The 24,755-nt window shown below is 38.0% G+C and carries 24 protein-coding genes; 9 read left to right on the forward strand and 15 right to left on the reverse strand.

The genetic code is table 11. From position 1 onward, the window contains the following. Positions 1–66 precede the first annotated feature (66 nt). From C3K47_RS17980 to C3K47_RS17995, 4 genes are all read right to left on the reverse strand, one after another. Entirely contained in the window at positions 67–1,200 is a 1,134-nt protein-coding gene (locus tag C3K47_RS17980; RefSeq protein ID WP_103790552.1) for a tetratricopeptide repeat protein, read from the reverse strand. Between the two features lie 32 nt (positions 1,201–1,232). Then, positions 1,233–3,770: a DNA gyrase subunit A gene (gyrA, locus tag C3K47_RS17985; RefSeq protein WP_103790553.1), complete on the reverse strand. Its 2,538-nt coding sequence runs from the start codon at positions 3,768–3,770 to the stop codon at positions 1,233–1,235. Between the two features lie 189 nt (positions 3,771–3,959). After that, entirely contained in the window at positions 3,960–4,859 is a 900-nt protein-coding gene (gene hemF / locus C3K47_RS17990) for an oxygen-dependent coproporphyrinogen oxidase (protein ID WP_103790554.1), read from the reverse strand. 220 nt (positions 4,860–5,079) lie between these two features. Next, positions 5,080–6,339, reverse strand: coding sequence for an MFS transporter (locus tag C3K47_RS17995; protein WP_103790555.1), 1,260 nt, complete (start codon positions 6,337–6,339; stop codon positions 5,080–5,082). Positions 6,340–6,545: 206 nt separating this feature from the next. Here C3K47_RS17995 and C3K47_RS18000 point away from each other — a divergent pair, with 206 nt between their 5' ends. From C3K47_RS18000 to C3K47_RS18010, 3 genes are all read left to right on the forward strand, one after another. After that, a complete protein-coding gene (locus C3K47_RS18000; protein WP_103790556.1) occupies positions 6,546–7,031 on the forward strand; it encodes a DUF4442 domain-containing protein in 486 nt (161 codons plus the stop codon). 12 nt (positions 7,032–7,043) lie between these two features. After that, complete coding sequence (locus tag C3K47_RS18005; RefSeq protein ID WP_103790557.1) at positions 7,044–7,667, forward strand: ATP-binding protein; 624 nt, start codon at positions 7,044–7,046, stop codon at positions 7,665–7,667. 102 nt (positions 7,668–7,769) lie between these two features. Further along, positions 7,770–9,155: an MATE family efflux transporter gene (locus C3K47_RS18010; RefSeq protein WP_103790558.1), complete on the forward strand. Its 1,386-nt coding sequence runs from the start codon at positions 7,770–7,772 to the stop codon at positions 9,153–9,155. Here the strand turns inward: C3K47_RS18010 and C3K47_RS18015 are convergent. The 3 genes from C3K47_RS18015 to C3K47_RS18025 form a co-directional block, all read right to left on the reverse strand. Next, positions 9,152–10,054 (reverse strand): histone deacetylase family protein, encoded by a 903-nt coding sequence (locus C3K47_RS18015; RefSeq protein WP_103790559.1) that lies wholly within the window; start codon positions 10,052–10,054, stop codon positions 9,152–9,154. The genes C3K47_RS18010 and C3K47_RS18015 overlap by 4 nt on opposite strands. 64 nt (positions 10,055–10,118) lie before the next feature. Beyond that, a complete protein-coding gene (locus tag C3K47_RS18020; protein ID WP_103790560.1) occupies positions 10,119–10,676 on the reverse strand; it encodes a glycoside hydrolase family 19 protein in 558 nt (185 codons plus the stop codon). Positions 10,677–10,700: 24 nt separating this feature from the next. Next, entirely contained in the window at positions 10,701–11,006 is a 306-nt protein-coding gene (locus tag C3K47_RS18025) for a phosphoribosylpyrophosphate synthetase (protein WP_103790561.1), read from the reverse strand. Between the two features lie 148 nt (positions 11,007–11,154). On the opposite strand from C3K47_RS18025, the gene C3K47_RS18030 reads away from it, so the two are divergent. After that, complete coding sequence (locus C3K47_RS18030; RefSeq protein ID WP_103790562.1) at positions 11,155–11,607, forward strand: 6-pyruvoyl trahydropterin synthase family protein; 453 nt, start codon at positions 11,155–11,157, stop codon at positions 11,605–11,607. A gap of 147 nt (positions 11,608–11,754) precedes the next feature. Here C3K47_RS18030 and kynU read toward each other — a convergent pair whose 3' ends face one another. From kynU to C3K47_RS18045, 3 genes are all read right to left on the reverse strand, one after another. Continuing rightward, complete coding sequence (gene kynU / locus C3K47_RS18035; RefSeq protein ID WP_103790563.1) at positions 11,755–13,029, reverse strand: kynureninase; 1,275 nt, start codon at positions 13,027–13,029, stop codon at positions 11,755–11,757. 82 nt (positions 13,030–13,111) lie between these two features. Continuing rightward, positions 13,112–13,720, reverse strand: coding sequence for a DNA-3-methyladenine glycosylase (locus C3K47_RS18040; RefSeq protein ID WP_103790564.1), 609 nt, complete (start codon positions 13,718–13,720; stop codon positions 13,112–13,114). A gap of 35 nt (positions 13,721–13,755) precedes the next feature. Then, on the reverse strand, positions 13,756–14,232 hold the full coding sequence (locus C3K47_RS18045) for a GAF domain-containing protein (protein WP_103790565.1): 477 nt from the start codon (positions 14,230–14,232) through the stop codon (positions 13,756–13,758). Positions 14,233–14,524: 292 nt separating this feature from the next. On the opposite strand from C3K47_RS18045, the gene C3K47_RS18050 reads away from it, so the two are divergent. Together C3K47_RS18050 and C3K47_RS18055 are read left to right on the forward strand one after the other, a co-directional pair. Further along, on the forward strand, positions 14,525–16,696 hold the full coding sequence (locus C3K47_RS18050) for a S46 family peptidase (protein ID WP_103790566.1): 2,172 nt from the start codon (positions 14,525–14,527) through the stop codon (positions 16,694–16,696). Between the two features lie 120 nt (positions 16,697–16,816). Beyond that, positions 16,817–17,041 (forward strand): DUF2905 domain-containing protein, encoded by a 225-nt coding sequence (locus C3K47_RS18055; protein WP_103790567.1) that lies wholly within the window; start codon positions 16,817–16,819, stop codon positions 17,039–17,041. Between the two features lie 184 nt (positions 17,042–17,225). Here C3K47_RS18055 and C3K47_RS18060 read toward each other — a convergent pair whose 3' ends face one another. Beyond that, positions 17,226–18,692, reverse strand: a complete 1,467-nt coding sequence (locus C3K47_RS18060; RefSeq protein ID WP_103790568.1) for an MFS transporter — start codon at positions 18,690–18,692, stop codon at positions 17,226–17,228. 455 nt (positions 18,693–19,147) lie between these two features. Then, positions 19,148–20,464, reverse strand: a complete 1,317-nt coding sequence (locus C3K47_RS18065) for a sugar MFS transporter (RefSeq protein ID WP_103790569.1) — start codon at positions 20,462–20,464, stop codon at positions 19,148–19,150. Positions 20,465–20,738: 274 nt separating this feature from the next. Between C3K47_RS18065 and C3K47_RS18070 the strand changes: the two genes are divergently transcribed. The 3 genes from C3K47_RS18070 to C3K47_RS18080 all read left to right on the forward strand — a co-directional run bounded on the left by C3K47_RS18070 (position 20,739) and on the right by C3K47_RS18080 (position 22,542). Then, the gene (locus tag C3K47_RS18070) at positions 20,739–21,641 is read left to right on the forward strand and encodes a nucleotidyltransferase family protein (protein ID WP_103790570.1); all 903 of its coding nucleotides are present in this window, start codon (positions 20,739–20,741) and stop codon (positions 21,639–21,641) included. 88 nt (positions 21,642–21,729) lie between these two features. Continuing rightward, entirely contained in the window at positions 21,730–21,972 is a 243-nt protein-coding gene (locus C3K47_RS18075; protein ID WP_103790571.1) for a hypothetical protein, read from the forward strand. A gap of 48 nt (positions 21,973–22,020) precedes the next feature. Continuing rightward, the gene (locus C3K47_RS18080; RefSeq protein ID WP_103790572.1) at positions 22,021–22,542 is read left to right on the forward strand and encodes a DUF6580 family putative transport protein; all 522 of its coding nucleotides are present in this window, start codon (positions 22,021–22,023) and stop codon (positions 22,540–22,542) included. Positions 22,543–22,612: 70 nt separating this feature from the next. Here C3K47_RS18080 and C3K47_RS18085 read toward each other — a convergent pair whose 3' ends face one another. Genes C3K47_RS18085 through C3K47_RS18095 form a run of 3 tightly spaced genes read right to left on the reverse strand, consistent with a single transcriptional unit; the run spans position 22,613 to position 24,702 of the window. Further along, the gene (locus C3K47_RS18085) at positions 22,613–23,299 is read right to left on the reverse strand and encodes an SIR2 family NAD-dependent protein deacylase (RefSeq protein ID WP_103790573.1); all 687 of its coding nucleotides are present in this window, start codon (positions 23,297–23,299) and stop codon (positions 22,613–22,615) included. A gap of 3 nt (positions 23,300–23,302) precedes the next feature. Further along, entirely contained in the window at positions 23,303–23,869 is a 567-nt protein-coding gene (cobC, locus tag C3K47_RS18090; protein WP_103790574.1) for an alpha-ribazole phosphatase, read from the reverse strand. Continuing rightward, entirely contained in the window at positions 23,854–24,702 is an 849-nt protein-coding gene (locus C3K47_RS18095) for an adenosylcobinamide-GDP ribazoletransferase (RefSeq protein ID WP_103790575.1), read from the reverse strand. Before C3K47_RS18095 ends, cobC begins: the two co-directional genes overlap by 16 nt. Between the last annotated feature and the right edge of the window lie 53 nt (positions 24,703–24,755).

Raw genomic sequence — 24,755 nt, forward strand, 5'->3', positions numbered from 1 at the left:
TTATAATTGAAAAGGCTTCCGTTTTGCGGAAGCCTTTTTATGTTATTTAAGATCGATCTGTGTAAATTATTCCAACGCTTTTAAAGCAGCATCAACCTTATCATATTTTTGTTTTTGGTTGGTGCGGGCGTAAACCTCTTTCAATGAAATGATAACATTTCTGTCTTTTGGATTGATCTCGTAAGCTTTTTCTAAATACGGTAATGCTTCATTAGCCTTAGCCTGGAATTTAGCACGCTCAGTATCGTATTCTTTTACTTTGTTGGCAGGCAACATATTTGCCTTTTTAATGATCTCAGCCGCCTCATTATAATACAAAGCACCAAGGTTATAATTGGCATCAAAGTAATTTGGATCTACCTGTAATGCTTTCTTGTAAGCAGCTTTGGCATCTTCTGGTTTTTTAGCATTCTCGTAAGTAACACCTAAAGTGAAATATAAGGTTTTATTATTAGGGTCTGCTTCAATAGCTTTATTCAGCTTATCAACTATTACATCTGATTTTCCTTCCCCTAAATAAAAATTGATTTCATCAATCATTAAAGTGTTATCACTAGGGAAAATTTTACGGCCTTTATCTAAAGTTGCTACAACAGCCTCTTTATTACCCTCAGCTTTATATAATTCTGCCAGCTGATGGTAAACATAAGGCTCCTTGTTATAATTCATATCAGCAAGCTTTTGATAAGATGCTTTAGCTGAAGCATTGTCCTTAACCTTCTCAGCCATAATACCGATATTCAAGTACAAAGAAGTATCCTGTGGATTTACCTCCGAAGCAAATTTGAATTCTTTTAAAGCTGTTTGATAATCTTCTTTATTGTTGGCTGCAATCCCTTTATTATAAGCCGAAGCATATACATTGAAATAACCGTTTTTCAATTCGGTTTCATCCAATTGCTTTTTAGTATCTAACTCTTTTGCCTTATTTAAAGATTCGTAAGCGATTTGAGTCGGATCATAATCCAAATTCTTTTTAGCAGTATCTAAGGCAATTGCACCATAGATCTTACCCTTTAGCAAATAGGTTTTAGGCTGAATGCCTGTTTTAGGATGTAAAGCTGCTTTATCGATTGATGCTTTAGCTTGATCCAATTGACCAAGTAACATCATCTTTTCGGCATTATCGACTTCTGAATTCTGTGCTTTAGCAACAACGGCAGCTGCTAACAACAAACCTGATAACAAGATTTTTTTCATTACTGAATGTCTATTTATCGAATTAATTAATTTTATTCATTCTCTGATGACGCTTCCGATTCATTACCGGTTGCTTCTTGTGAACCATCCATCTCATCAGTATCCTCACCTGCATCTTCAATTTTAGCTACCGAAGCAATTTCATCATCTTCGCCAAGCTTAATTAAGCGAACGCCTTGAGTAGCTCTACCCATAACACGAAGCTCATCAACTCCAATGCGGATGGTTATCCCCGATTTGTTGATAATCATCAAATCATCTGTTTCCTTAACGTCTTTGATGGCAATAAGTTGTCCTGTTTTTTCAGTAACATTGATGGTTTTAACACCCTTACCGCCACGGTTGGTCACCCTATACTCATCAATATCAGAGCGTTTACCGTATCCTTTTTCCGATACCACCAAAATATTGGTTTCACTATCATCAACAGCAATCATACCAACCACCTCGTCGTTAATACCGCTTAAGGTGACACCTCGCACTCCAGCCGCAGTACGACCCATTGGACGAACAGTGCTTTCGTTAAAGCGAATGGCGCGGCCCGATTTCAATGCCATTAAAATCTCCGAACTTCCGGTAGTTAACCTTGCCTCGAGAAGCATATCGCCTTCATTAATTGAGATCGCATTAATACCCGTAACACGAGGACGAGAATAAGCCTCTAAAGTGGTTTTCTTAATGGTACCTTGTTTGGTACACATCATAATGAAGTTACTTTCGAGATAAGCCGGATCATTCAACGTTTTAACAGTGATGAATGCTTTTACTTTATCGTCTTTATCAATTTGCAGCAAATTCTGAATAGCACGACCCTTAGAGGTACGGCTTCCTTCAGGTATTCCGTAAACTTTTAGCCAGAAACAACGCCCTTTTTCTGTGAAGAATAACATATAGTTATGCGTTTGGGCAATAAGTATATGTTCAATGAAATCCTCATCTCGGGTACTGCCACCCATAGAACCACGGCCACCTCTTCCCTGTTTGCGGTATTCGGTTGCTTTGGTACGTTTAATATAACCGGCATGAGAAATGGTAATTACTACCTCCTCATTTTCTATCAGTGACTCAATATCGATCTCACCTTCGGCATGAACAATTTGAGTTTTACGCTCATCGCCGTATTTATCTTTTATTTCAGCCAGTTCATCTTTGATGATATTCATACGCAAACCTTCATCAGCCAAAATAGCTTTTAAGCGTTCAATTGTGGCCATCAATTCAGCATATTCATCTTTGATCTTATCGCGTTCCAGTCCGGTTAAACGACGCAAGGTCATATCTAAAATGGCACGAGCCTGGATATCCGACAAACCAAATTTCTCCATCAAGCCTAAACGGGCATCCTCTGGAGTTGGAGAGCTTCGGATCAGGGCAATCACTTCATCAAGGTGATCCAGGGCAATCAGTAAACCTTCTAGAATATGCGCACGCTTTTCGGCCTCTGATAATTCGAATTTGGTACGACGAACAATAACCTCATGACGATGCTCCACAAAGTAATGGATCATGTCTTTAATGTTCAGCAACATCGGACGCCCTTTTACCAGGGCAATATTGTTGATGCTGAAAGAAGTTTGTAATGCAGTGTATTTATAAAGGTTATTTAAAACGATGTTGGCATTTGCCTCACGCTTTACCTCGTACACCACGCGCATCCCTTCACGATCCGATTCATCACGTATTTCAGAAATACCTTCAATTTTCTTTTCGTTGATCAATTCGGCTGTACGCTCAATCATTGCCGATTTATTGATCTGGTAAGGGATCGCATTAACGATAATACGCTCACGACCGTTGTCAAGTGTTTCGATCTCAGCGTTAGCACGCATTACCACTCGTCCACGTCCGGTTGTACAGGCATCCCTAATTCCTTCGAATCCATAAATGGTTGCTCCGGTAGGAAAATCAGGGCCCTTAATGTATTTCATTAATTCATCAATAGTAATATCGCGATTATCGATATAAGCTACCGTTGCATCAATTACTTCAGATAAATTATGCGGGGCCATATTGGTGGCCATACCCACAGCAATACCTGAAGCACCGTTAACTAAAAGATTAGGGATTTTAGCCGGTAGAACGGTTGGTTCTTCCAGCGAGTCGTCGAAGTTAAGCTGAAAATCGATTGTATCCTTATTGATATCGGCCAGCATCTCTTCAGCAATTTTGCGCAAACGGGCTTCCGTATAACGCATTGCTGCTGGATTATCACCGTCAATCGATCCAAAGTTTCCTTGTCCGTCAACAAATGGGTAGCGTAGCGACCAATCCTGGGCCATACGTACCATTGTATCATAAACAGAGCTATCGCCGTGAGGGTGATACTTACCTAACACCTCACCCACAATACGGGCTGATTTTTTATAGGGTTTACTGCTGCCAACTCCCAGTTCCAACATACCGAATAAAACACGGCGGTGAACAGGTTTTAAGCCATCGCGAACATCGGGTAATGCTCGGGAAACGATAACCGACATCGAATAATCGATGTAGGCCGCTTTCATTTCCTCTTCAATATTTATTGGAATTATCTTACTTCCGTTTGTCTGGTCGTTATTCTCTTCTGCCATTTATTGCTTTTTGGTGATTCAGAAATTATAGAATGCGTGCGAATTTAACAAAATAGAATGATAATCTTGTCTTTTTTTAAGGTTGAATCCTGCCATTTGAGCATTAAGTTTTCCTATTTTGTTCAAAAAAAAATTCGATCGCTAAAATCAATTAACGATCGAACTCTGGTGTATTTTTAAACGGGTATTTTATACCCAATTAATGTCTTTTCGCAGCAAATTGAGCGTTTTATATTCCACCGAATCCTTTTCAGGTTGGTAATTATAAGCCCAGTTAGCCTGCGGCGGCATACTCATTAATATCGACTCTATTCTGCCATTGGTTTCCAATCCGAATTTTGTACCTGCATCATAACAAAGGTTAAATTCAACATATCGGCTGCGTCGCAAATACTGCCAATTCTTTTGTTCTGGACTGAATTCTTTATTTCGATTTTGATCAATTAAAGGAATATAAGCTTTAGTAAACGTTTCACCAACCGCCTTCACGAATTCCCAACGATCGGAAATTGTAAAGTGCTCTGATTCACCCAAACGGTCAAAGAAAATCCCTCCCACTCCACGGGTTTCATTTCTATGTTTTATAAAAAAATAATCATCGGCCCAACGTTTAAACTGCTCGTAATAATGCTCATTGAACTGGTTGCAAGTATTTTTGAGCTGCTGGTGGAAAAATTTAGCTTCCTCTTCGTTTACATAATGCGGAGTTAGGTCTATCCCTCCTCCAAACCATTTTAAATCAGCTTCTGGAGTCTCGAAATAACGTACATTCATATGGATGATCGGCACCAAAGGATGATTGGGATGGATTACGATGGAGACACCGGTAGCAAAGAAAGTAGTTTTTTGATCGAGTTTAAATGAACGTTGTATCGCTTCAGGTAAATCACCATGAACAGCAGAAAACATAACTCCACCCTTTTCCAAAACATTACCATTTTGCAAAACCCTGCTTCGACCACCTCCGCCTTCAGCTCTTATCCAGTTTTCTTCCTGAAATTTTCCAAGGCCATCCACAGCTTCTAACTGCTTGCAAATATCATCTTGTAAGCCTTTAAACCAATCGGCAATATGTTCTTTTGTGATCATAAAGACAAAAATAGGTTTTAGTTGTGAGTTATACCAGTTGGCAGTCGACAGTCCGTAGTAAACAGTCCATAGTCGATAATCAATGGACCATAGACTGCAGTCGGCAGTAGGCAATCCACAGTCAGCAGTCAACATTATTCAGGCTTTAACAATTAACAACTGTCAACTGAGTACTGGAGACTAACAACTAAATACTGCCGACTGAGTACTGAGAACCGACCTATTTCTCTACGTAATCCAAATCCTTCCCGTAGGTTTCAGATAAGTTAAATAGTGCAAAATAGGCGATACCAATAGTGAAAAGACCCACAATCAAACCACTATGAATAACGCCCTGTGTAGGTTTTAACCAATTATAGAAAAGTAAAACCACCACCAATGAACCTCTTACAAAATTGGGAATCGTTGTGGCCACCGTTGCCCTGATATTAGTTCCAAATTGTTCAGCTCCCATGGTCACAAACACCACCCAATATCCTGTCGAAAGTCCCATGATAAAGCACATAATATGAAAAAACTGTGCATTAAAATTGCGTGAGAATAAGAAGAATACTACTGATACAAGTGTTGCCGTTAAAAATATAAAAACAATCTTTTTACGTGTTTTAAACACCTGGCTTAATGCTCCGCATAGCAAATCACCGATGGCAATACCAATATAAGCGTACATAATACCATTACCCGGACTGAGCGGTTCGGTGGCGTTCATCTCCTTCCCAAAATCATTGGCAAATGTTACTATAACCCCTATAACAAACCAAACCGGTACCGCTATCAATATTGAATTGATAAAACGTTTAAATTTATTCCACGAAGTGAACAGCATAAAAAAGTTACCACGCTGAACCTCTTCACTTTTAACCTTATGAAACATCCCCGACTCAATAACGCCCAAACGTAGCAACAGGAGCACTAACCCCATAATACCTCCTACAATAAACGAGGTTTGCCAATCGTAATGCTTACCCACTTGTGCTGCCACAACGGCACCAAATAACCCTATACCTGCAATGAGCATCGTGCCATAACCACGATTTTCTTTACTCATGGTTTCGGTGATCAAAGTTATCCCTGCGCCCAGTTCACCTGCCAAACCAACTCCTGCAATAAATCGTAAAATAGCATACTGATCAACGCTCGTTACAAAACCGTTAGCAATATTAGCCAGTGAATATGTAATAATAGAGCCGAACAACACCCATAAACGCCCTTTTTTATCACCTAAAACACCCCATAAAATCCCTCCGGTTAACATTCCAATCATTTGACAATTAAGCAAGAACGAACCAATGGAAGCCAGCTGATCCGGATCTGTAATTCCTAAGCCATTTAAACTTTTAATCCGAATAACCGAAAACAGGATCAGATCATAGATGTCGACGAAATAACCAAGTGCTGCCACTATGATTAAAAGCGTAATGTTTTTCTTTGTTGATGATTTTTCCTTCTCCATTTGCTGAGCCGGTTCAATAATTTGCATATATAAATTAGTAATTGGTTGCTAAAAGTTTAGACTTACATTTTTTAGAATCCCTAAAATAGCAGAATATTCAAAATATCTTGCCTGCGGGTCACATTTACAATTTTTAAAGCATAGGCATTCATATGTGTGCATAATATTTTAGCCAGACCAATTGTTTAAATGGTTCAAAATTGTAGTTTAGGCTTACAAAATCAGTTCAATCAATGAAGCTATCCAACAACTCCCTTAAATGGTTAATGCGCTTTTACCCACCGTTATTTTTTCAGCGTATATGGGTGAAGCATATTTCTAAAGATTTTAAAACTATTGAGGTTGTTATTCACAAAAGCTTATTGAACAGAAACTATAACGGAACTATATTCGGAGGAACGATTTTCAGTGCCGCCGATCCGTTTTATTCGGTAATGTTTTGGCAGCATTTCCGCCAGAAAGATTTTAAAGTTTTAGGCTGGTTAAAAAGTGCCGACATTCAGTATAAAAAACCGGGAAATACCAACCTAACTCTTATCTTTACCCTTACCGACGAAGATGTATCAGAGGCCGAAAATGCATTAAATTCGGTAGGTAAGTTTTCAAAAGCTTATCCGGTAGAAGCCCGAAACAAACAAGGAGAATTGTGCGCAATGATCTATACCGAAATTTGGATGCGAAAAATAAAGCCCGATCAGCATTCTCAGGCGGGTTTTTAAACCGTTACAGCTATGAACCTCAAACGATTGATCCTGTCAGGAGAAAGTGCTACCCTCGATTTTAAGAAAACAATTACCAGCTTTGAGAAAATAGCAAAAACGATGGTTTCTTTTGCCAATACCAAAGGTGGCCGACTGCTTATTGGCGTGGCTGATGATGGTACTATTAAAGGGGTTAAATCAGAAGATGAGGAACGTTACATGATTACCCAAGCCGCAACCCTTTATTGTCGCCCACAATTGGAACCCATTTTTGAGGAGATATTTTGGGATGATAAAATTGTTTTATCAGTTGAAATAAAAGAAAGTGATGTTAAGCCTCATTATGCACTTGGCGAAGACAATAAATGGTGGGTTTATATTCGGATAAAAGATCATAGTGTATTAGCCAGTAAGATTGTGGTTGATGTTTTAAGCAAAGAAACCAAAGGAGATAACGTACTGATCGAGTATTCTTCAAAAGAAAAAGCCTTATTGGAATATCTGGCCTGCAATGACCGAATTACTTTGCCCGAATACACTAAAATGCTTAACATTTCAAAACGAACTGCTTCTCGTATACTGGTCAACCTTGTTCTTTCGGGAGTAATTAGAGTACATACCACTGAAAAATTTGAGTTTTACACAGCGAGCTAATCGCATTTTTGATTTAGTAATTAATTATTGAGAACAAATCTTCTCTTTTTAAGTTATTAGTTTTTCTTTTCTCATGATTCATGCTTCATGGATCTCACTTATATGCAGCAACTTTACTATAAATATCAGGATCAATATAAAAGTAATTTCAAACTCGCCTACCCTGTTGTTATTTCGCAATTAGGCCATGTGGCCGTTGCCATTGCCGATAGTATCATCATTGGACAAAAAACCGGCAGTGATGTTTCATTAGCTGCTGTAGCCTTAGGCAGTAGTATTTTCACCTTATTTATGGTTACAGGAATTGGCATTTCTTATGGACTTACTCCTCTAATAGCTCAGGAAAACGGCCGAAAAAACAAAGCAGAATGTGGTCGCTTGTTAGCCAACAGCTTAATAATCAATATCATTACCGGGCTAATCTTGTTTGCCATTATCTTTTCCGGAGTTTTTCTTATTCAATATCTTAACCAGCCTGCCGAAGTTGCACGACAAGCTAGACCTTTTTTAGGGCTGCTTGGCTTTTCGATAATTCCATTAATGGTTTTCTTAACCTTTAAGCAGTTTACTGAAGGATTGGGTTTTACCAAACAAGCCATGAACATTACCATATGGGGCAACCTGCTTAATATTTTAGTGGGAGTAACATTGGTATTTGGGTTATTTGGCATAAAACCGATGGGTGTTATCGGTGTAGGTATTGCCACTTTAACCGATCGTATTTTAATGGCCATTGCAATGGGGCTTTATGTATTTCGTTCGGCCCGTTTTAAAGAATATTTGCAGGAATTTAAGTTCCGGATTTTATCATGGACCTTAAGCAAGCAGATATTAGGTATAGGTGTTCCGGTGGCCCTGCAATATATTTTTGAAGTGAGTGCTTTCAGTGGCGCTGCTATTATGATCGGTTGGTTAGGGGCTAAAGAATTGGCCGCTCATCAAATTGCTTTAAGTATGGCTTCCTTAACCTTTATGATGGCAAGCGGCATATCAGCAGCAGCAGGGATTAAAGCAGGAAATTATTTCGGTCAGCAAAACTATAAGGACCTTCGTTTTTCAGCCATTGCAAGTTATCATATGGTCATCGCCTTTATGCTAACTACGGCTTTCATATTCACCGTTTTCAACCATTTCCTTCCTTCATTATATATTCAAAATACGGAAGTGATAAACATTGCAGCAGGACTTTTGATCATTGCTGCACTTTTTCAACTTTTTGATGGCATGCAAGTGGTTGGCCTTGGTATTTTACGAGGCATGGGTGATGTGAAAATACCAACGGCAATTACACTTACTGCCTACTGGATCATTGGTATTCCATTAGGATATTTCTTCGGATTTAAACTAAATATGGGTGTAAATGGTGTTTGGTGGGCTTTATTACTCGGACTGTTGGTTGCTGCAGTTTTGCTATTTATCCGATTTCAAATACTTACCCGTAAACTAGAAAGGTCTATGCCTAAAGTTGAATTGAACCGATTATCTTAAAAGAACAGGTCTTTTGCCAGCCGAAAGGTGTTACAATGGGCATCAACAATATCAGCAACACGTGGAGAATAACCACCGCCCATGCTTACCACTACAGGTAATTTATTGTGAATGCATTGCTCAAAAACAAAGCGATCACGTTCTTTACAACCAGCTTTACTTACAGAAAGTTTTCCCAGTTTATCGGTTGCAAGAATATCTACGCCCGATAGATAGAAAATAAAATCAGGCTGTTCCCTTTTGATTAAATGAGGCAGCGTTTCCTTTAACAATCCCAGGTACAGTTGATCATCGGTATGATCAGGCAATTCGATATCTAAATCGGACCGCTCTTTTTTATAGGGCCAGTTACCTTTTCCATGCATCGAAAAGGTAAAAACAGCAGGATTATTTTGAAAGATTTCAGCCGTTCCATTGCCCTGATGAACATCCAGATCAACAATCAGTATTTTCTTTGAAATTCCTTTGTTCAACAGATAATTGGCTGCAATAGCTATGTCATTCAGCAAACAAAAACCTTCGCCTTTATTTGTAAACGCATGATGAGTGCCTCCGGCAACATTTAGCGCCACACCATATTCCATGGCAAAATAACAGCAATCAATGGTTCCCCGGGCAATGGTAATTTCGCGCTGAACCAATTGTTGTGAAAGCGGAAAACCGGTTTTTCGTTCTTCCTGAGGAGTTAGCGAAAGTGTTTTTAATTTATTCCAATAGTCGGGCTCATGAGTTAATAATATGATCTCCTCATCAATCAGATCCGGTGCAAAAAGGTTCTCATTGGTAATAGTCCCTTCATGTAAAAGCTGCTCTGGGATTAGTTCATACTTTACCATCGGAAAGCGATGACCTTCGGGCAAGGGATGAGCATAAATTGGATGGAATGCGATTTTCAACATAGTTAAAGAACGCAAAAATTCAACTTAAGATTTGATAAAGCAAAGATTTACTTTCAGAAAATGATTAAACAGCATTCAGCAAAACAGCCTTTGATTTAGCCAGCCACATTTTCCGGTCGTCAAATCCATTAAAGCCACCGTTCACTTTTTTGGTAATGGAGGTAATATCATCCAGATCGGCCAGGTCATTTAATTTTTTGCGTTTCCAAAACCAACCCGAAACCAAAGCCGCCCAAGGGTAATCATGGATCAAACTGGGATCACTAATAAAATCCTGACCAAATTCAGTCGTTGCCAATTTATAATTTGTTTTCCCCGTCAGTTGAATCCAACCTCTCCCCCTAAATTTAAACCCATCCCCATCCAATTCCGGAGAATTACCTAAATCCACCCGAGTGTCATAACGACGCTGAGCCGGAGTTGGCCCCCAAATCTCTACAGTAAACTTAAAGGCCGAGGACTCATGTAGCACCTGGGCCAAAAAATGACAGGCTCTCAAGGGTGTAGAAATATCATAACGATCAAAAGTTTGAGCTATTGATTCGGTAATTTTTTCAAGTTGCGCTTGCTCATATTTTGTGGGTTTAATTATAGCAGCAAGCTGTTCAGTAGTAATTTTCATATAGATGTGTTTAAATTGATATTATTAATGGGAATGTATTGTCAGCTTTTTCAGTAATTCTTCCGACATCGGGTCTCCATAAATGCCGTAAGCACTTACAAAAACGCCTTTCTGTCCGTCATCCGACTGAATAGCATATACAGCGGCCTGTTCATCCGGGTCGGTCATACCCTCAAAACGGTATACTTCCACAATTTCAAAATGTTCGGGATGCCAAAAAAGGTCATGCTCTTCACAAGCCAAGTGATCTTTCTTTAAATTGAAGTTGAGTGTATAACCACGCTCTTTCAGGCCATCTAAGGCTTCTATAAGTGTATCGTAAGTATACATAGAGGAATGTTTTTCTTAAATTTATCCAGTTTTTTACTAATAAACAATTGATAATCTGACAATAAGAAACTCATTCAAACAAAGCAGAATTAAAACTTATTCATCGTAAAAAAATCAAAACCGTATCTTTGCGCCTCAATTTTAAGTAATGGCTAAAATCAGACTGACCAAATATTTCAATTTTGAAACAGCTCATGCCTTATACGGCTACGATGGAAAATGCAGAAACGTTCACGGGCACAGCTACGAATTGTATGTAACTGTTGTTGGGGATGCTATTGAGGATGCCAACCATGTAAAAAACGGTATGGTAATGGACTTTGGTGATCTGAAGAAAATAGTAAAATCGGAAATTGTTGACGTTTTTGATCACGCAACAGTGCTGAACAAAAACTCACCGCATATTAAACTGGCAAGTCAGTTAATGGAACATATGGAACGCGTTCTTTTAACCGAATATCAGCCAACCTGCGAAAATATGCTAGCTGATTTTGCACAGCGTATCAAAAAACGCTTACCGGATAATATTAAACTGCATTCGTTGAAATTACACGAAACACCTACTTCGTTTGCAGAGTGGTTTGCTAGTGATAATGAATAACTATAGTTCATAGACCATAGACCATAGTCGATTGTTAATGGTTATTTATTAAGAACAGCAACTAAATTATCTTATAGTTTTGCGGTAACCTATACTCAAACCCTTAAAAACTATGGTCTATAGACCATGGACTATCTACTATTTTAGCTAACAGTTAAGGGCTAATATCTCTCCAAAGCGATAAACATCCTCAAAGGTATTATACAGCGGAACCGGAGCGAATCTCATAACATTTGGTTCGCGCCAATCGCCTATTACGCCGTTTTCAGTTAGCTTTTCGAAAACTTTTTTAGGCTCTGGATGATGTGCTATAATCGATAACTGACAACCACGTTGCTTCTTATCACGAGGAGTAACAATTTCGTATAATAGTTTTCCGGCTTTCTGATTCACCCCATCAATGATAAACTCTAAATAAGCGGTAAGCAATTCGCTTTTTGCACGAAGGTTCTCAAAACCTGCACGATCGAAAATATCCAAAGATGCCTTATGCGCAGCAAGTAAAAGCATTTGCGAAGTACTTACTTGCCAACCTTCAGCACCCTGTTCTGGCTTAAACTTACGGGTCATTAAAAAGCGGGTCTCTTTTTCATAACCCCACCAACCGGCAAAGCGCTGCAACTCTTTATTTGCATAATTGTTTTCATGAACAAAAATTCCGCTTATACCTCCGGGACTAGAGTTCATGTATTTGTAGGAACACCACATGGCAAAATCAACTCCCCAGTCATGCAGTTTTAATGGTGCGTTACCCATAGCATGAGCCAGATCAAATCCAACGGTAATTCCATATTGTTTGGCATGTTTGGTAATGGTTTCCATGTCAAACAATTGACCCGATAAGTAATTGATGCCTCCCATTAAAATCAATGCAAGTTCATCCTTATGCTTATCAATGGTCGCCAAGATATCTTCGGTTCTTAACAGGTTCTCCCCTTCGTTTGGACCAAGTTCTATCACGGCCTCTTCTGGTTGATAGCCATGAAACTGCACCTGACTGTCAATTGCATACTGATCAGATGGAAAAGCCCTGGCTTCCATCAAAATCTTATGACGTTTTGCCGTAGGCTTGTAAAAGCTTACCATCATCAAATGCAGGTTAACCGTCAGGTTATTCATTGGAGTAACTTCCGAAGGTTTTGCACCACAAATTTTGGCAAGCGAATGCTGCATGCTTTCATGAAAATGCATCCATTCAACGCCTTTGGTAAACCAACCTTCAACAGCATGGTTTTCCCATTGGTTCAATAAAATTTCAATCTGTTTTTTGGTTGATTTTGGTTGCAATCCAAGTGAATTGCCACAGAGGTAAATAATGTCTTTGCCATTATGCTGAGGAATTAAAAATTCATTTCTGAATAAACTCAGCTTATCTTGCCGGTCTAAATCCTGAGCAAAACTCAATGTATTTTCAAAATTCATGTTTAGGTTTAAAGAATGATGGTCAAAAGTAAAAAAATGCGTTCAGGAAACGCTAGTAGAAATATAAAATAACCTGGGCGATCTATACTTTTAATCGCTTACTCACAAACTTGTTATCAGCCAGGTAAAACCGCCAGGGCCTCAAAGCATCATCACCGGCATAGTCAACACCTACTCTTGGCGCCGAAACTATTTGCTGATCAGGTATTACCAAGCCTTTGTCTTCTATCCAAATTTCATCAGAAAGCAAACTCAAGGCATTATGTTGCCTTGTTATACCTAGGGCTTTGGCCATTGCACCCGGACCAGATGTCATTTTGGGATGCAGCTTTGTTAACCCCCGACGCTGCAACTGTATATCAATCCCTTCAACCGGTTCAATAGACCTGATCAATACAGCATGAGGCACATTCTGAATATTTGTCACTACGTTAAACAAACTGTGAATGCCATAACACAGGTAAACATAGGCCGTTCCACCTGTCTTGAACATGGTTTCTGTACGAGCTGTTCGTCTTAAATTATAGGCATGACTGGCTTTATCGTCAGGTGCACGGTATGCTTCCGTTTCAGTTATCATTCCGCCAGTAAGCACACCGTCAGTTTTAGTATACAAATGCTTACCTAAAAGATCTCTGCTAATTTGTACAACATCATCTCTTAAATAAAATTCAAAGGGTAATTTATACACTTAAATTAAAATCTAATTAACTATAGATGAATAAACTAAAATTTGAGCAAAGTAACAATTTGTTCAAGGAAGTGAGCATCGGTTTCATCGAACTGCGCCAGCTCATCACTATCTATGTCTAAAACAGCTACAACAATTCCGTTTTTCAGTACAGGCACAACTATTTCCGATTTAGAAAGCGAACTACAGGCTATATGCCCAGGGTACTCGTCAACGTTGTCAACAATAATGATTTCCTGTTGTTTCCATGAAGAACCGCAAACACCCTTTCCATAACCAATTCGGGTACAAGCAATTGAACCCTGAAAAGGGCCTAAAACCAATTCCTGATCCTTTACCAGGTAAAAACCAACCCAAAAAAAATCGAATGTTTGCTTTAAGGCAGCGGCCGTATTTGCCAGATTGGCAATCAGATCATCCTCCCCTTTTAACAATTCTTTAAGTTGCGGAATTAACGATTCGTATTGCTGTTTTTTGTCAGCTTCTGCAATAATTTTAAGTTCTTCGGCCATGATTATAAAAGTTTAATTTTTCCGGGAATATAAGGTATTGACACTCCATTGTTTACCTTACGAAGATAAAACATTAAAATTGGCTATTAAATATTGGCACAGTTTTTATGTATGATATGTCAACAAAGAAAGTTTAAAAAACACATTCCTAACACTGCTTAGCGAATGTTTAGATATAAAGATTTTTTTTGGTTTTTGGTTTGGTTTAATTGTTGGAAAAGCACCCACCACCCCGGTGGGGCTTTTTCATTTTATACGTACCTTAGCTCCCTGTAATTTTCAATAACCTTTTATGAAGAAGTTTTTATTAAGCATCCTTTTGGGTGTTAGTTTGATTATTGCTTCGGCATTTACAACTAAAGTTGCCCCTTTCGATGAAGGAATGTTTCCTCTGAGTGAAATCAAGAAACTTGATTTAAAAAAAGCCGGTTTAAAAATTAACCAATCAGACATTTACAACCCTAAAGGTATTAGCCTAATTGATGCTCTTGTTCAAATAAGCGGTTGTACCGGTTCATTTGTTTCTGATGAAGGCTTAATTATAACCAATCACCATTGTGCTTTCAGCGCAGTTCAATTGGCCAGTACGCCCGAAAGCAATTATCTTGAAAATGGCTTTGTGGCCCGCACCCGTGAACAAGAAATTGAAGCAAAAGGCTTGACAGTTAGAATTACTGATTCCTACGAAGATGTTTCTACCAAAATATTAAATGCCGCGGCTAATGCTACAGACCCTGCCGAACGCATCAGAATTATTCAAGCAAAAAGTGCGGAACTGGAACGAGAAGCTGAAGCCAATGACAAAACCATTAAAGCCCAGGTTTCAGAAATGTTTATCGGTAAATCATATGTGCTATTTAAGTACAAAACTATAAAAGACATTCGCTTGGTTTATATACCGCAACGTTCTGTTGGTGAATTTGGCGGAGAAACCGACAATTGGGTTTGGCCACGTCATACCGGCGACTTTTCGTTTGTAAGAGCTTATGTTGCCAAAGACGGTTCGGCAGCTGCTTATTCAAAAGACAATGTTCCCTATAAACCTAAAAAATTCTTAAAAGTGAACCCGAAAGGTGTTAATGAAAACGATTTCGCTTTTATTTTAGGTTATCCGGGCAGAACCTTCCGCCATCGTCCAGCTCAATATTTAGAGTACCAGGAAAAATACCTGCTTCCTTATGTTGCCGATCTGTATACGTTTGAGAACCAAACGATGGAAGAAACCGCCAGCAATGATGTAGGACTTCAATTGAAACAGGCAACCCGCATTAAACGTAATGCCAACCGATTGAAAAACTATCAAGGAAAACTTCAGGGCTTAAAATCAATTGGCTTGGTTGATCAGAAAAGAGCCGAAGATGAAGACATGCAAAAATTCATTAACGGCGATGCTAAACTAAGTGCTCAATATGGTTCTTTAATGCAAAACATCGACAATTTATACAAGGAAATTTTTGTTGATGCGCAGCGCGATCTGTGGTTAACTGAAATTTTTAACAGTACTAATTTATTGGGTGTTGCCAATGCATTAAACATATTCAAAAAACAAATTGAAGCTGCTCCTGACAAAACGACTTATTTCCAACAAAATAAAGATCGAATTAAAAAAGCAATAGATGGTATTTACGAAAGTTACGTTTATGAATCTGACAAAAAGATCTTTAAACGCATGATGCTTGACGGATTTAAACTTCCTCAAAACCAAAAAGTAAATGCGGTTCAACGTTTGCAGCTGATGGATGTTGGAGATGAAACCAGTGCCGACCAGGCTGTAGATCGGGTTTTAAATACTTCATTAAAAGATCAGAAATTCACTACCAAATTATTAAACAGCACAACTGAAGCCGACTTAATGGCTTTTGATGAACCAATTTTAGGTTTTGTAAAAGATATTAGTGCCCAACAGGCCCTACTTGATCCTATTAAACAAAACCGCGAAGGAACATTAAACAAACTAATGGGTGATTATGTAACTGTAAAAGAGCTTTACAAAAAGAAAGACTTTATTCCGGATGCAAACAGTACACTACGTTTAACCTACGGTTATATTAAAGGATACAGCCCTGTTGATGCTACTTATTACACCCCATTCACGGGTATTAAAGGTATTATTGAAAAAGGTGCTACCGGAAACCCAGAGTTCAGATATCCTGATGCCATTCGTGAATTATATAAAAAGAAAGACTTTGGAATGTTCAAAAACCCTAAGACGAACGATGTTCCCGTTGCCTTATTATATAACATGGATACCACCGGTGGTAATTCCGGAAGCCCGATCATGGATGCCAATGGAAACTTGATCGGTGTGAACTACGATCGTGCGTACAGTGCTACCATCAATGATTTTGCCTGGAACGAAAGCTACAGCCGTTCAATTGGTGTTGATATCCGATATGTTCTTTGGGTGGCACAAAAAGTAGATAAGGCTGATTTTATCTTAAAAGAGCTAAAAGTGATTAAATAGAGCTAATGGCTTTTAGCGATCAGCTGTTAAACATTGGCTTAAAACAAAAGAAAAAGGTAATTCAACAACTAATGACCAATCGCTAAAAGCTAAGGGCTAAAACCTAACCGCTAACAACAAATGACTTCAGAAACGGGTAAAATCATTATTGGACTTGGATTACTGATCTTTTTGGCTGGAATAGTTATCTATTTTTTTCATGATAAACTAAATTGGATCGGCAACTTGCCCGGTGATATAAGGGTGGAAAAAGAGAACTTCAGGTTTTATTTTCCAATAACCACTATGATTTTGGCAAGTTTGTTATTCACGATCATCTCCCAAATAATCAAACGTTTCTTTTAGTGTATATACAAAAGGCAGCCCATAAATGGACTGCCTTTTATTGTTTTAATCAAGTTAATCCTCGAACTCTTCAGGAACTTCTCCAGGGAATGAATTAACAAATCCATTCTAAAACAAAAAGGGATTTCAAAATTGAAATCCCTTTTATAAAAATTAAATGTTATTAGTGAGCCAGAGAAATCTCTTAATGTCCACCAGATACTTTTTTATCAAAATCAATACCGTGCGCTTTTAAGATCCCGCTTACTTTCCAAGCATAAAATGCCAGGTAAGCAAAGCAAGCGATACCAACGATGTAGCTATTTTGTATTCCAATGATTTCGGCAATTTTACCTTGAAATACACTGACAAAACCACCGCCCATAATCATCATGATCAAGAAACTACTTCCTTGACTAGTGTGTTTTCCTAACCCACTAACAGCCAAAGTAAAGATACATGGCCATAATGTACTACAGAATAAACCTACACTTGTGAAAGCATATACACTCAGCATTCCTGTAGTTAACATACCAACGGCAGTTGCTAAAATTCCCAAAAATGAAAAAATAAGAAGCATTCTTGCTGGATTACCTTTACTTGCCATGTCAGCAACAATTAAGACTACGATTACCGCCGCATATACATAAAAAGGTGTCAAATCATGTTTTGCAATTGCATTAACAGCCAGGAAAACACCGAATGCTAAATAAGGAGCAATGAAACGTAGAATTTTCTGTAAACTCATATTTTCAGTAAAAGCTTCAACAGCTCCGGTCCAACGACCAATCATTAAACTTGCCCAATATAAAGATATGTAAGGAGCTACCTCTTTAGTTAAAAAACCTAATTTACTTTCCATGTAAGCAGGTAAATTACTTGCAGTAGAAACTTCAACTCCAACATATAAAAATATGGCAATCATACCCAATACTAATTGAGAGTATTGCAAGGCCGATGTTTTTACGGTTACCTTATCATGAGAATCATCTTCTTCAACTAATTCAGGTCGATCTGGTATTGACGAGAATTTTAATAAAACAGCTACTACTAAAAAAGCAACTCCTAGTACCAGGTAAGGAATCTTAACACTTTCAATACTTGCATTCGTATTGCTATCAGCACTTGATCCGAAAATGGCAAAACTTACAATTAAAGGACCTATTGTTGTACCAAGATTATTGATCCCTCCTGCCAATGTTAAACGTTGTGAACCTGTTTTAATTGGCCCCATGGCAATTGCTAAAGGATTTGCTACAGTTTGCTGTAATGAAAAACCTAGACCAACAATAAAAAGACCCGCTAACATTAATGCAAAAGAGCCTGTGTTGGCGGCTGGATAAAACAAAAGTGTACCTAATGCAGAAATAATTAATCCTACTGACAATCCATTTTTGTATCCAATTTTATTGACTAAATCTTCTTTTATTATAACTGAAACTCCCCAGTAAATAAGAGAACCAACTGTATAAGCAATGTAAAAAGCAAAAGCCACTAATTGACTTTCACTTTGCGTTAAGTTAAAGGCTGTTTTGAATACAGGGATAAGAATGTCGTTACTTGCAGCAACAAATCCCCAAAAGAAGAATACGATAACTAAGGGAATGAATTGCCCCCATTGGGTCGACTGTTTAGCCGGGGGTAAAGTCTGAGTTAATGATGAATCTGTCATGATAAAAAGTGGTAAACTTTAATTTTTATTAGTTGTGAATAATAGGTTTTATTATGTTCAAGAACTTTATTCTCAAGCTCAAAATATTAATTGAGCTAATCTAAATACTATTTCTAAAAATCAAAAAAATAATATTAGTGTACACCTTACAATATTGAGGTTAAGGGCATTAAATTACAAAAAACGCCTTAATGCACCAACAACAAAGCCTTTCCTATAAATACATTTCAATCTCAATCTCCTATGCCTATTTAGGGTTTTTCAATTATTTCCCGCAATACAAAATATACAAGTATATATTAAGTAAAAGCCAACTATCCGCAACAAGCTCTCTTAAGGCTTCATGAGCAATAGGAACCTTATCAATCACAATCAACCAATAGCTTTCTGCTAAATAAAGGAAGGCTGCCAAAAAATGGACAGCCTCATTTATATCATTTAATTAAAAATCTTGATTAGTATTTGTGTTTTATACCAACTTTATGCCCTGCTACTGCAAAATATAAAATGTATAAGTAACATGGCAATACGGCTAAAAAGTATGCAAATTGAAAGTTAAAGTGTAAATTATCCTTTAAAAAGGCATAAAACAAAGGCCATATAGCTCCCCCTGCAATACCCATAATCATAATTGCAGAACCTATTTTAGTAAACTTGCCCAAATGACTAATACCCAATGGGAAAATTGCAGGCCACATTAATGAATTGGCTAAACCTAACAAGGCAATAAATATAACTGATACATAGCCGGTGCTAACGTATGCAAGGATGGAGAAGATAATTCCCAAGCTAGCACAAACTCGCAAAGCTCCTTGCTGTGTAATATATTTTGGGATAGCCACAATCCCTAAAACATAACCGATTAACATACTTGAAAGGGTTAATGCCGTAAAATATTTGGCTATATCAGCATGAATACCTAGCTCTTTTCCATATACACCAATAATATCTCCTGCCATAACCTCAGCAGCTACATAAACGAATATACAAAAGGCTCCTAAGAACAAGTGAGGGAACTGGAATATGCTTTTATGTTGAATTACCTCACCACTTGCATCATCAACAACATCTTCTTCAACTTGTACTTCTGGCAAATCAGTAACCTTAATTAACAGGGCAAACAAAATAAAAACAATGGCCATAACTATATAAGGAGTATTTACACGCCCTAAAACCTCATTTAACAATTGCTCTTTATCCAAACCTGTAGCTGCCGCAATTTTCGCTTCCACATCATGCGCATTTTTTAAAAAAACACTACCCATAATGAAAGGAACCAGAATTCCGGCAAATTTGTTACATATACCCACAATACTGATCCTTTTGGCAGCACTTTCAATTGGCCCTATAATGGCAATATATGGATTAGCCGCAGTTTGTAATAAAGCTAAAGCTGCTCCCTGAACAAAAATACCAGTTAAAAACAATCCAAAAGTACGTGTCTTAGCAGCAGGAATAAAAATCAAAGACCCCATACCCAATACCAATAAACCAACAATAATTCCATTTTTAAACCCAATTTTCTTTAATATCCATGATGAAGGCAAAGCCAAAAAGAAGTAAGCCATATAAGAGGCAAATGTTACAAGAAAGGCCTGAATGTCAGATAACCCGAATGACAATTTAAAGAAAGGTATTAATGTTCCATTGGCCCAGGTAACAAACCCGAAAATGAAAAACAAGATACCTATAACCACAATTGGAGAAAGGAATCCGCGCGAAATCGAAGGTTTTTCAATTTCAGGTGCAAGTGTTGAAGTAGAATTTGACATTATATAAATTTTCTCTTGGTTAAAATTATTTCCGGCCTAACTTAAAAAAAAATTCCCATACCCACCCTGACTTCTTTAAACAATTTAATAATTACACAATCGATAGTGTATTATTTTAATTACAGTGCTCTTGAATTATTAACCTTCATTTTAATCTTTCTTTTAAGAATAAATTAAGATATTTACGCGATTTCAGCCTAAAGGCTGTTTTTATTATGGAATCTCTTCAGAAATAATCGAATATTTAAAAAATTAAGAAATCTATCTTTATCGAATGAAACCTACTTTATTAATATTAGCAGCCGGAATGGGAAGCCGTTATGGAGGTGTTAAACAAATTGACAAATTTGGCCCAAATGGCGAGTGTTTAATGGATTATTCGTTGTATGATGCGGTAAAAGCCGGTTTTGGCAAAATTGTATTTATTGTTCGCGAAGAAATTGAACAAGACGTTCGTGCTCTTTTCGACCATAAATTGAAACCATTAGTTGAAGTTGAATACGCTGTTCAACGTTTAACAGAACCTGCTGATGTTATACCTGAAGGTATTGAGCGTGGTAAACCTTGGGGTACAGGCCATGCGGTAATGGCTGCTGCCGACAAAATCAACGAGCCATTCGCTGTAATTAATGCCGATGATTATTATGGTCCGGAGGCGTATAAGATTTTAGCTGATTACCTTTCAGGAGATTTAAAAGAAGGCGATTACTCAATGGTGGGCTATATTTTAGGTAATACACTATCTGATTTTGGTTCTGTTTCTCGTGGCTGTTGCCAGGTAGATGCAAACGGCAACCTATCTGAAGTTATTGAACGTACCAAAATACAGCGCAATGACAATGGAGATATTGAATATGATGATGCAACCGGTAAAGGTATTTTACCTGATAACTCAGTAGTATCAATGAATTTCTGGGGCTTTACACCTGATGCTTTCGGACGATTCAAAGACCGCTTTGCTAAATTCGTAAAAGCAAACAGTCACGATCCTAAATCTGAGTTTTTCATTCCACTTCCGGTTCAGGAAATGATTGAAGACAAATCAGCCAAGGTTAAAGTTTTTGAAACCGATAGCACCTGGTTTGGAGTTACTTATACAGAAGATAAAGAGTTTGTTAGCAATGAGCTTAAGAAGTTAATTGCCAATGGTGTTTATCCTGAAAAACTTTGGAAATAATCCTTCGTTAATTTAAACGGAGTTAAAACTTATAAAACTGAGCCAGAGCACATGATTTTCATGTTTTCTGGCTCTTCATCATTAAAGTATGCGTGTAGTTGAAGAAATAAGCTTGCCTGGTTGTAAAGTGAGTATTTTGGCAATGAACCAAAAGTTCATCATCAAATTTGAAAAAGGAAATCTTGAACAAACCTATAAAGTAGCCGAAATTGATTTGATCTTTGGTTTAGAGGATGTAAAAAAAATGCTGAATGAAGAATTCATTACCAAAGTAATGGAACGCTTCAGGCAGATGGACAATGATTTTGATGAACAACTAGCACAACTGTAAGCATTTTTTGAATTATTTATAAATAGCCTTTTTTATTATTTTTGACGCATGGAAAATAAACTGATCAATCCTCGCTTTGCGGTGATAACCTTATTGATAATCGCTGCTGCCATAACTCGCTTTTTGCCACATCCTCCTAATTTTACAGCCATTGGTTCATTGGCATTATTTGGGGGGGCCATGTACACAGACAAACGCCTGGCCATCATTGTGCCTATCGCAGCTATGTTTATCAGCGACTTGTTTATTCCGTATGGCTTCTTGCCTTCTGTTTACTTCAGCTTTGCAGGAATAGTGCTTATCGGGTTTATGCTGCGTAATAAAGTTGGCTTTACCAATGTAGCAGCTGCTACTCTTGCTTCAGCAGTTTTGTTCTTTGTAGTGAGCAATTTCTTTACCTGGTACAGTGGAACAATGTATCCTCATAATGGCGCAGGTTTAATGGCTTGTTATACTGCGGCAATTCCTTTCTTTTGGAATATGTTAGCAGGAACAGCATTTTTTAATGCAGTTTTCTTTGGAGGTTTTTATTTATTAGAAAAGAAATTCCCTGCTTTAGCTATAAAATAAATCACCATTATCAAATGATATAAAAAAAGACCAACATGTGGATGTTGGTCTTTTTTACTTTAGAGGGCGATCAGGCAAATTGTTCGATAAGTAGCTGGGCCAGTTTAGGCACTCCTGTTCCGGCTTTTTCTTGTATCACCTGTACATTTCTGGAAACGTAAGGAGCATTGGGATCTACTAAGAACTTTGGCGCATCATATTGAACAAAGTCCATTAAACCGGCAGCCGGATATACCTGCAATGATGTTCCAACTACAGCAAAAAGATCAGCCTTTGAGCATATTTTGGCGGCAGGTTCGAACATTGGTACAGCCTCTCCAAACCACACCACATGCGGACGCAACTGCGAACCTTTCTCACATTTTTCGCCCATTCTTATTTCATAGCCTTCAATATCATAAACCAGATTGGGATCAACACTGCTTTGTGATTTGGTAATAACACCATGCAAATGAATTACAGAAGTTGAACCTGCCTTTTCGTGCAGGTTATCAATATTTTGGGTAATAATGGTAACGTCAAAATACTTTTCCAGGGCAGCTAAGCTTATGTGACCGGCATTGGGTTCGGCCTCAACCACCGCTTTACGACGCATATTATAAAACTCTTGCACCAGTTCAGGATTTCTTCTCCAACCTTCGGGGGTGGCTACCTCGTTAATATCATAACCTTCCCATAATCCATCGCTATCCCGAAAGGTTTTCAATCCACTTTCTGCACTTATACCTGCTCCCGTTAAAATTATCAGCTTTTTCATTATTTAAAACTTATGATTAATGAACTCAACGCTCCAATACCCCTTATTGTATTTTAATTTAGAAACTGAACTATAGTCAATGGCTAATTTGAACGCATTAATTAACGGAATTTGTAATACTTCGCACAAAATACTCCTGATCACGCCAGCGTGACTTATAATCACAACGTTTTCCGCTTCGAATTCATTAGTCATCTCCTCCATAAATGTAGCTACTCTTTGGTGCAGTTGATCAAAACTCTCTCCACCCGAAGCCTGAACATTCACAAAATCTTCCATCCAAAGATCAAGCTCTTCCTTATCAATTTCTGTCCATGCTTTCAGTTCCCAATTACCGAAATCCATTTCCTTTAAATAATCATCAAAATAAACTTCATCGGCTAACGATTCAGCCAGCAAGGCACATCTTTTCAAAGGGCTTGAATAAACAACTTTTTGTTTAGGTAGAAAACCTATCAAATGCTCAATCGTGGCATTTAACAGATTGGCATTTACATCTACATCACTTTGTCCATAACAAATACCCTTATCGGTTTCAACTTCCGAATGACGGATTAAATAGATGTCCATAGTGTTGATCCGAAAAAAAGATAAATAAATACTTCTGCCAATTGCTGGGTGGTTCCCAAGCAATCACCGGTATATCCGTCAATCCATTTCTGAAAATATCGCCCCAGGAAATACTGAAGTAAAATAAGCGGAACAATAACCAGTAAGTACAGCCATTCATTTTGCCACCAGCAGAATACCAATAAGGGTAACAATCCCCAAAACAAGGCCAATAAAAGGCTTCGCAGTGGCAACTTTATAGCAACAGGTTTCGCTTTTGAATCTTCATTTTCACGAGAATATTCATGCGTATAGATAAACGACAATGCCGTTGCCCTGCTTAAGGAATGCGCAACAATGATTACAAAAGGAATTATTAATGGATTGATCGCATTTAAACTGAAAAACTTAACCGCTAACATCAGGATGATTCCAATAACGCCATAAGCACCTACCCTACTATCCTTCATAATTTCGAGGATTCGTTGCTTAGTCCAACCTCCTCCAAAACCATCACATACATCCGCAAAACCATCTTCATGAAAAGCTCCGGTCAATAAAATTCCGCTAACCATACTTAAAAGAATAGATAAAGTAGCTGGAAAAAGAAATATTGAGAGCCAGAACACCAATGCGCACACACCCCCAACCATCCAGCCGACAATCGGTAAGTAAACTGTAGCGCGATTTAAATATTCTGCCCGATGATCTACCCATTTAGGGCAAGGAATTCGGGTGTAAAACATTATCGCAGTAAAGAATAAATTAAGTTGAAGGCCTCCTGGCCTCCTAAGCAAGGAGCTGGTATGGTGCAAATTTGACTGTTCTGGTATGGAATGCTGTGTTTCTTGCATGTTAAAAGTATTACCCTGAATTCCATAAATGGAAATTTGAAACTGTTGCTAAA

The organism is Solitalea longa, assembly GCF_002920915.1.
In the GTDB taxonomy this organism is placed as follows: Bacteria; Bacteroidota; Bacteroidia; order Sphingobacteriales; family Sphingobacteriaceae; genus Solitalea; species Solitalea longa.

Coding starts and splice junctions, on each gene's coding strand:
- C3K47_RS17980 (WP_103790552.1), bottom strand. CDS start 1,200: ATGAAAAAAATCTTGTTATCAGGTTTGTTGTTAGCAGCTGCCGTTGTT.
- gyrA (WP_103790553.1), bottom strand. CDS start 3,770: ATGGCAGAAGAGAATAACGACCAGACAAACGGAAGTAAGATAATTCCA.
- hemF (WP_103790554.1), bottom strand. CDS start 4,859: ATGATCACAAAAGAACATATTGCCGATTGGTTTAAAGGCTTACAAGAT.
- C3K47_RS17995 (WP_103790555.1), bottom strand. CDS start 6,339: ATGCAAATTATTGAACCGGCTCAGCAAATGGAGAAGGAAAAATCATCA.
- C3K47_RS18000 (WP_103790556.1), top strand. CDS start 6,546: ATGAAGCTATCCAACAACTCCCTTAAATGGTTAATGCGCTTTTACCCA.
- C3K47_RS18005 (WP_103790557.1), top strand. CDS start 7,044: ATGAACCTCAAACGATTGATCCTGTCAGGAGAAAGTGCTACCCTCGAT.
- C3K47_RS18010 (WP_103790558.1), top strand. CDS start 7,770: ATGCAGCAACTTTACTATAAATATCAGGATCAATATAAAAGTAATTTC.
- C3K47_RS18015 (WP_103790559.1), bottom strand. CDS start 10,054: ATGTTGAAAATCGCATTCCATCCAATTTATGCTCATCCCTTGCCCGAA.
- C3K47_RS18020 (WP_103790560.1), bottom strand. CDS start 10,676: ATGAAAATTACTACTGAACAGCTTGCTGCTATAATTAAACCCACAAAA.
- C3K47_RS18025 (WP_103790561.1), bottom strand. CDS start 11,006: ATGTATACTTACGATACACTTATAGAAGCCTTAGATGGCCTGAAAGAG.
- C3K47_RS18030 (WP_103790562.1), top strand. CDS start 11,155: ATGGCTAAAATCAGACTGACCAAATATTTCAATTTTGAAACAGCTCAT.
- kynU (WP_103790563.1), bottom strand. CDS start 13,029: ATGAATTTTGAAAATACATTGAGTTTTGCTCAGGATTTAGACCGGCAA.
- C3K47_RS18045 (WP_103790565.1), bottom strand. CDS start 14,232: ATGGCCGAAGAACTTAAAATTATTGCAGAAGCTGACAAAAAACAGCAA.
- C3K47_RS18050 (WP_103790566.1), top strand. CDS start 14,525: ATGAAGAAGTTTTTATTAAGCATCCTTTTGGGTGTTAGTTTGATTATT.
- C3K47_RS18055 (WP_103790567.1), top strand. CDS start 16,817: ATGACTTCAGAAACGGGTAAAATCATTATTGGACTTGGATTACTGATC.
- C3K47_RS18060 (WP_103790568.1), bottom strand. CDS start 18,692: ATGACAGATTCATCATTAACTCAGACTTTACCCCCGGCTAAACAGTCG.
- C3K47_RS18065 (WP_103790569.1), bottom strand. CDS start 20,464: ATGTCAAATTCTACTTCAACACTTGCACCTGAAATTGAAAAACCTTCG.
- C3K47_RS18070 (WP_103790570.1), top strand. CDS start 20,739: ATGAAACCTACTTTATTAATATTAGCAGCCGGAATGGGAAGCCGTTAT.
- C3K47_RS18075 (WP_103790571.1), top strand. CDS start 21,730: ATGCGTGTAGTTGAAGAAATAAGCTTGCCTGGTTGTAAAGTGAGTATT.
- C3K47_RS18080 (WP_103790572.1), top strand. CDS start 22,021: ATGGAAAATAAACTGATCAATCCTCGCTTTGCGGTGATAACCTTATTG.
- C3K47_RS18085 (WP_103790573.1), bottom strand. CDS start 23,299: ATGAAAAAGCTGATAATTTTAACGGGAGCAGGTATAAGTGCAGAAAGT.
- cobC (WP_103790574.1), bottom strand. CDS start 23,869: ATGGACATCTATTTAATCCGTCATTCGGAAGTTGAAACCGATAAGGGT.
- C3K47_RS18095 (WP_103790575.1), bottom strand. CDS start 24,702: ATGCAAGAAACACAGCATTCCATACCAGAACAGTCAAATTTGCACCAT.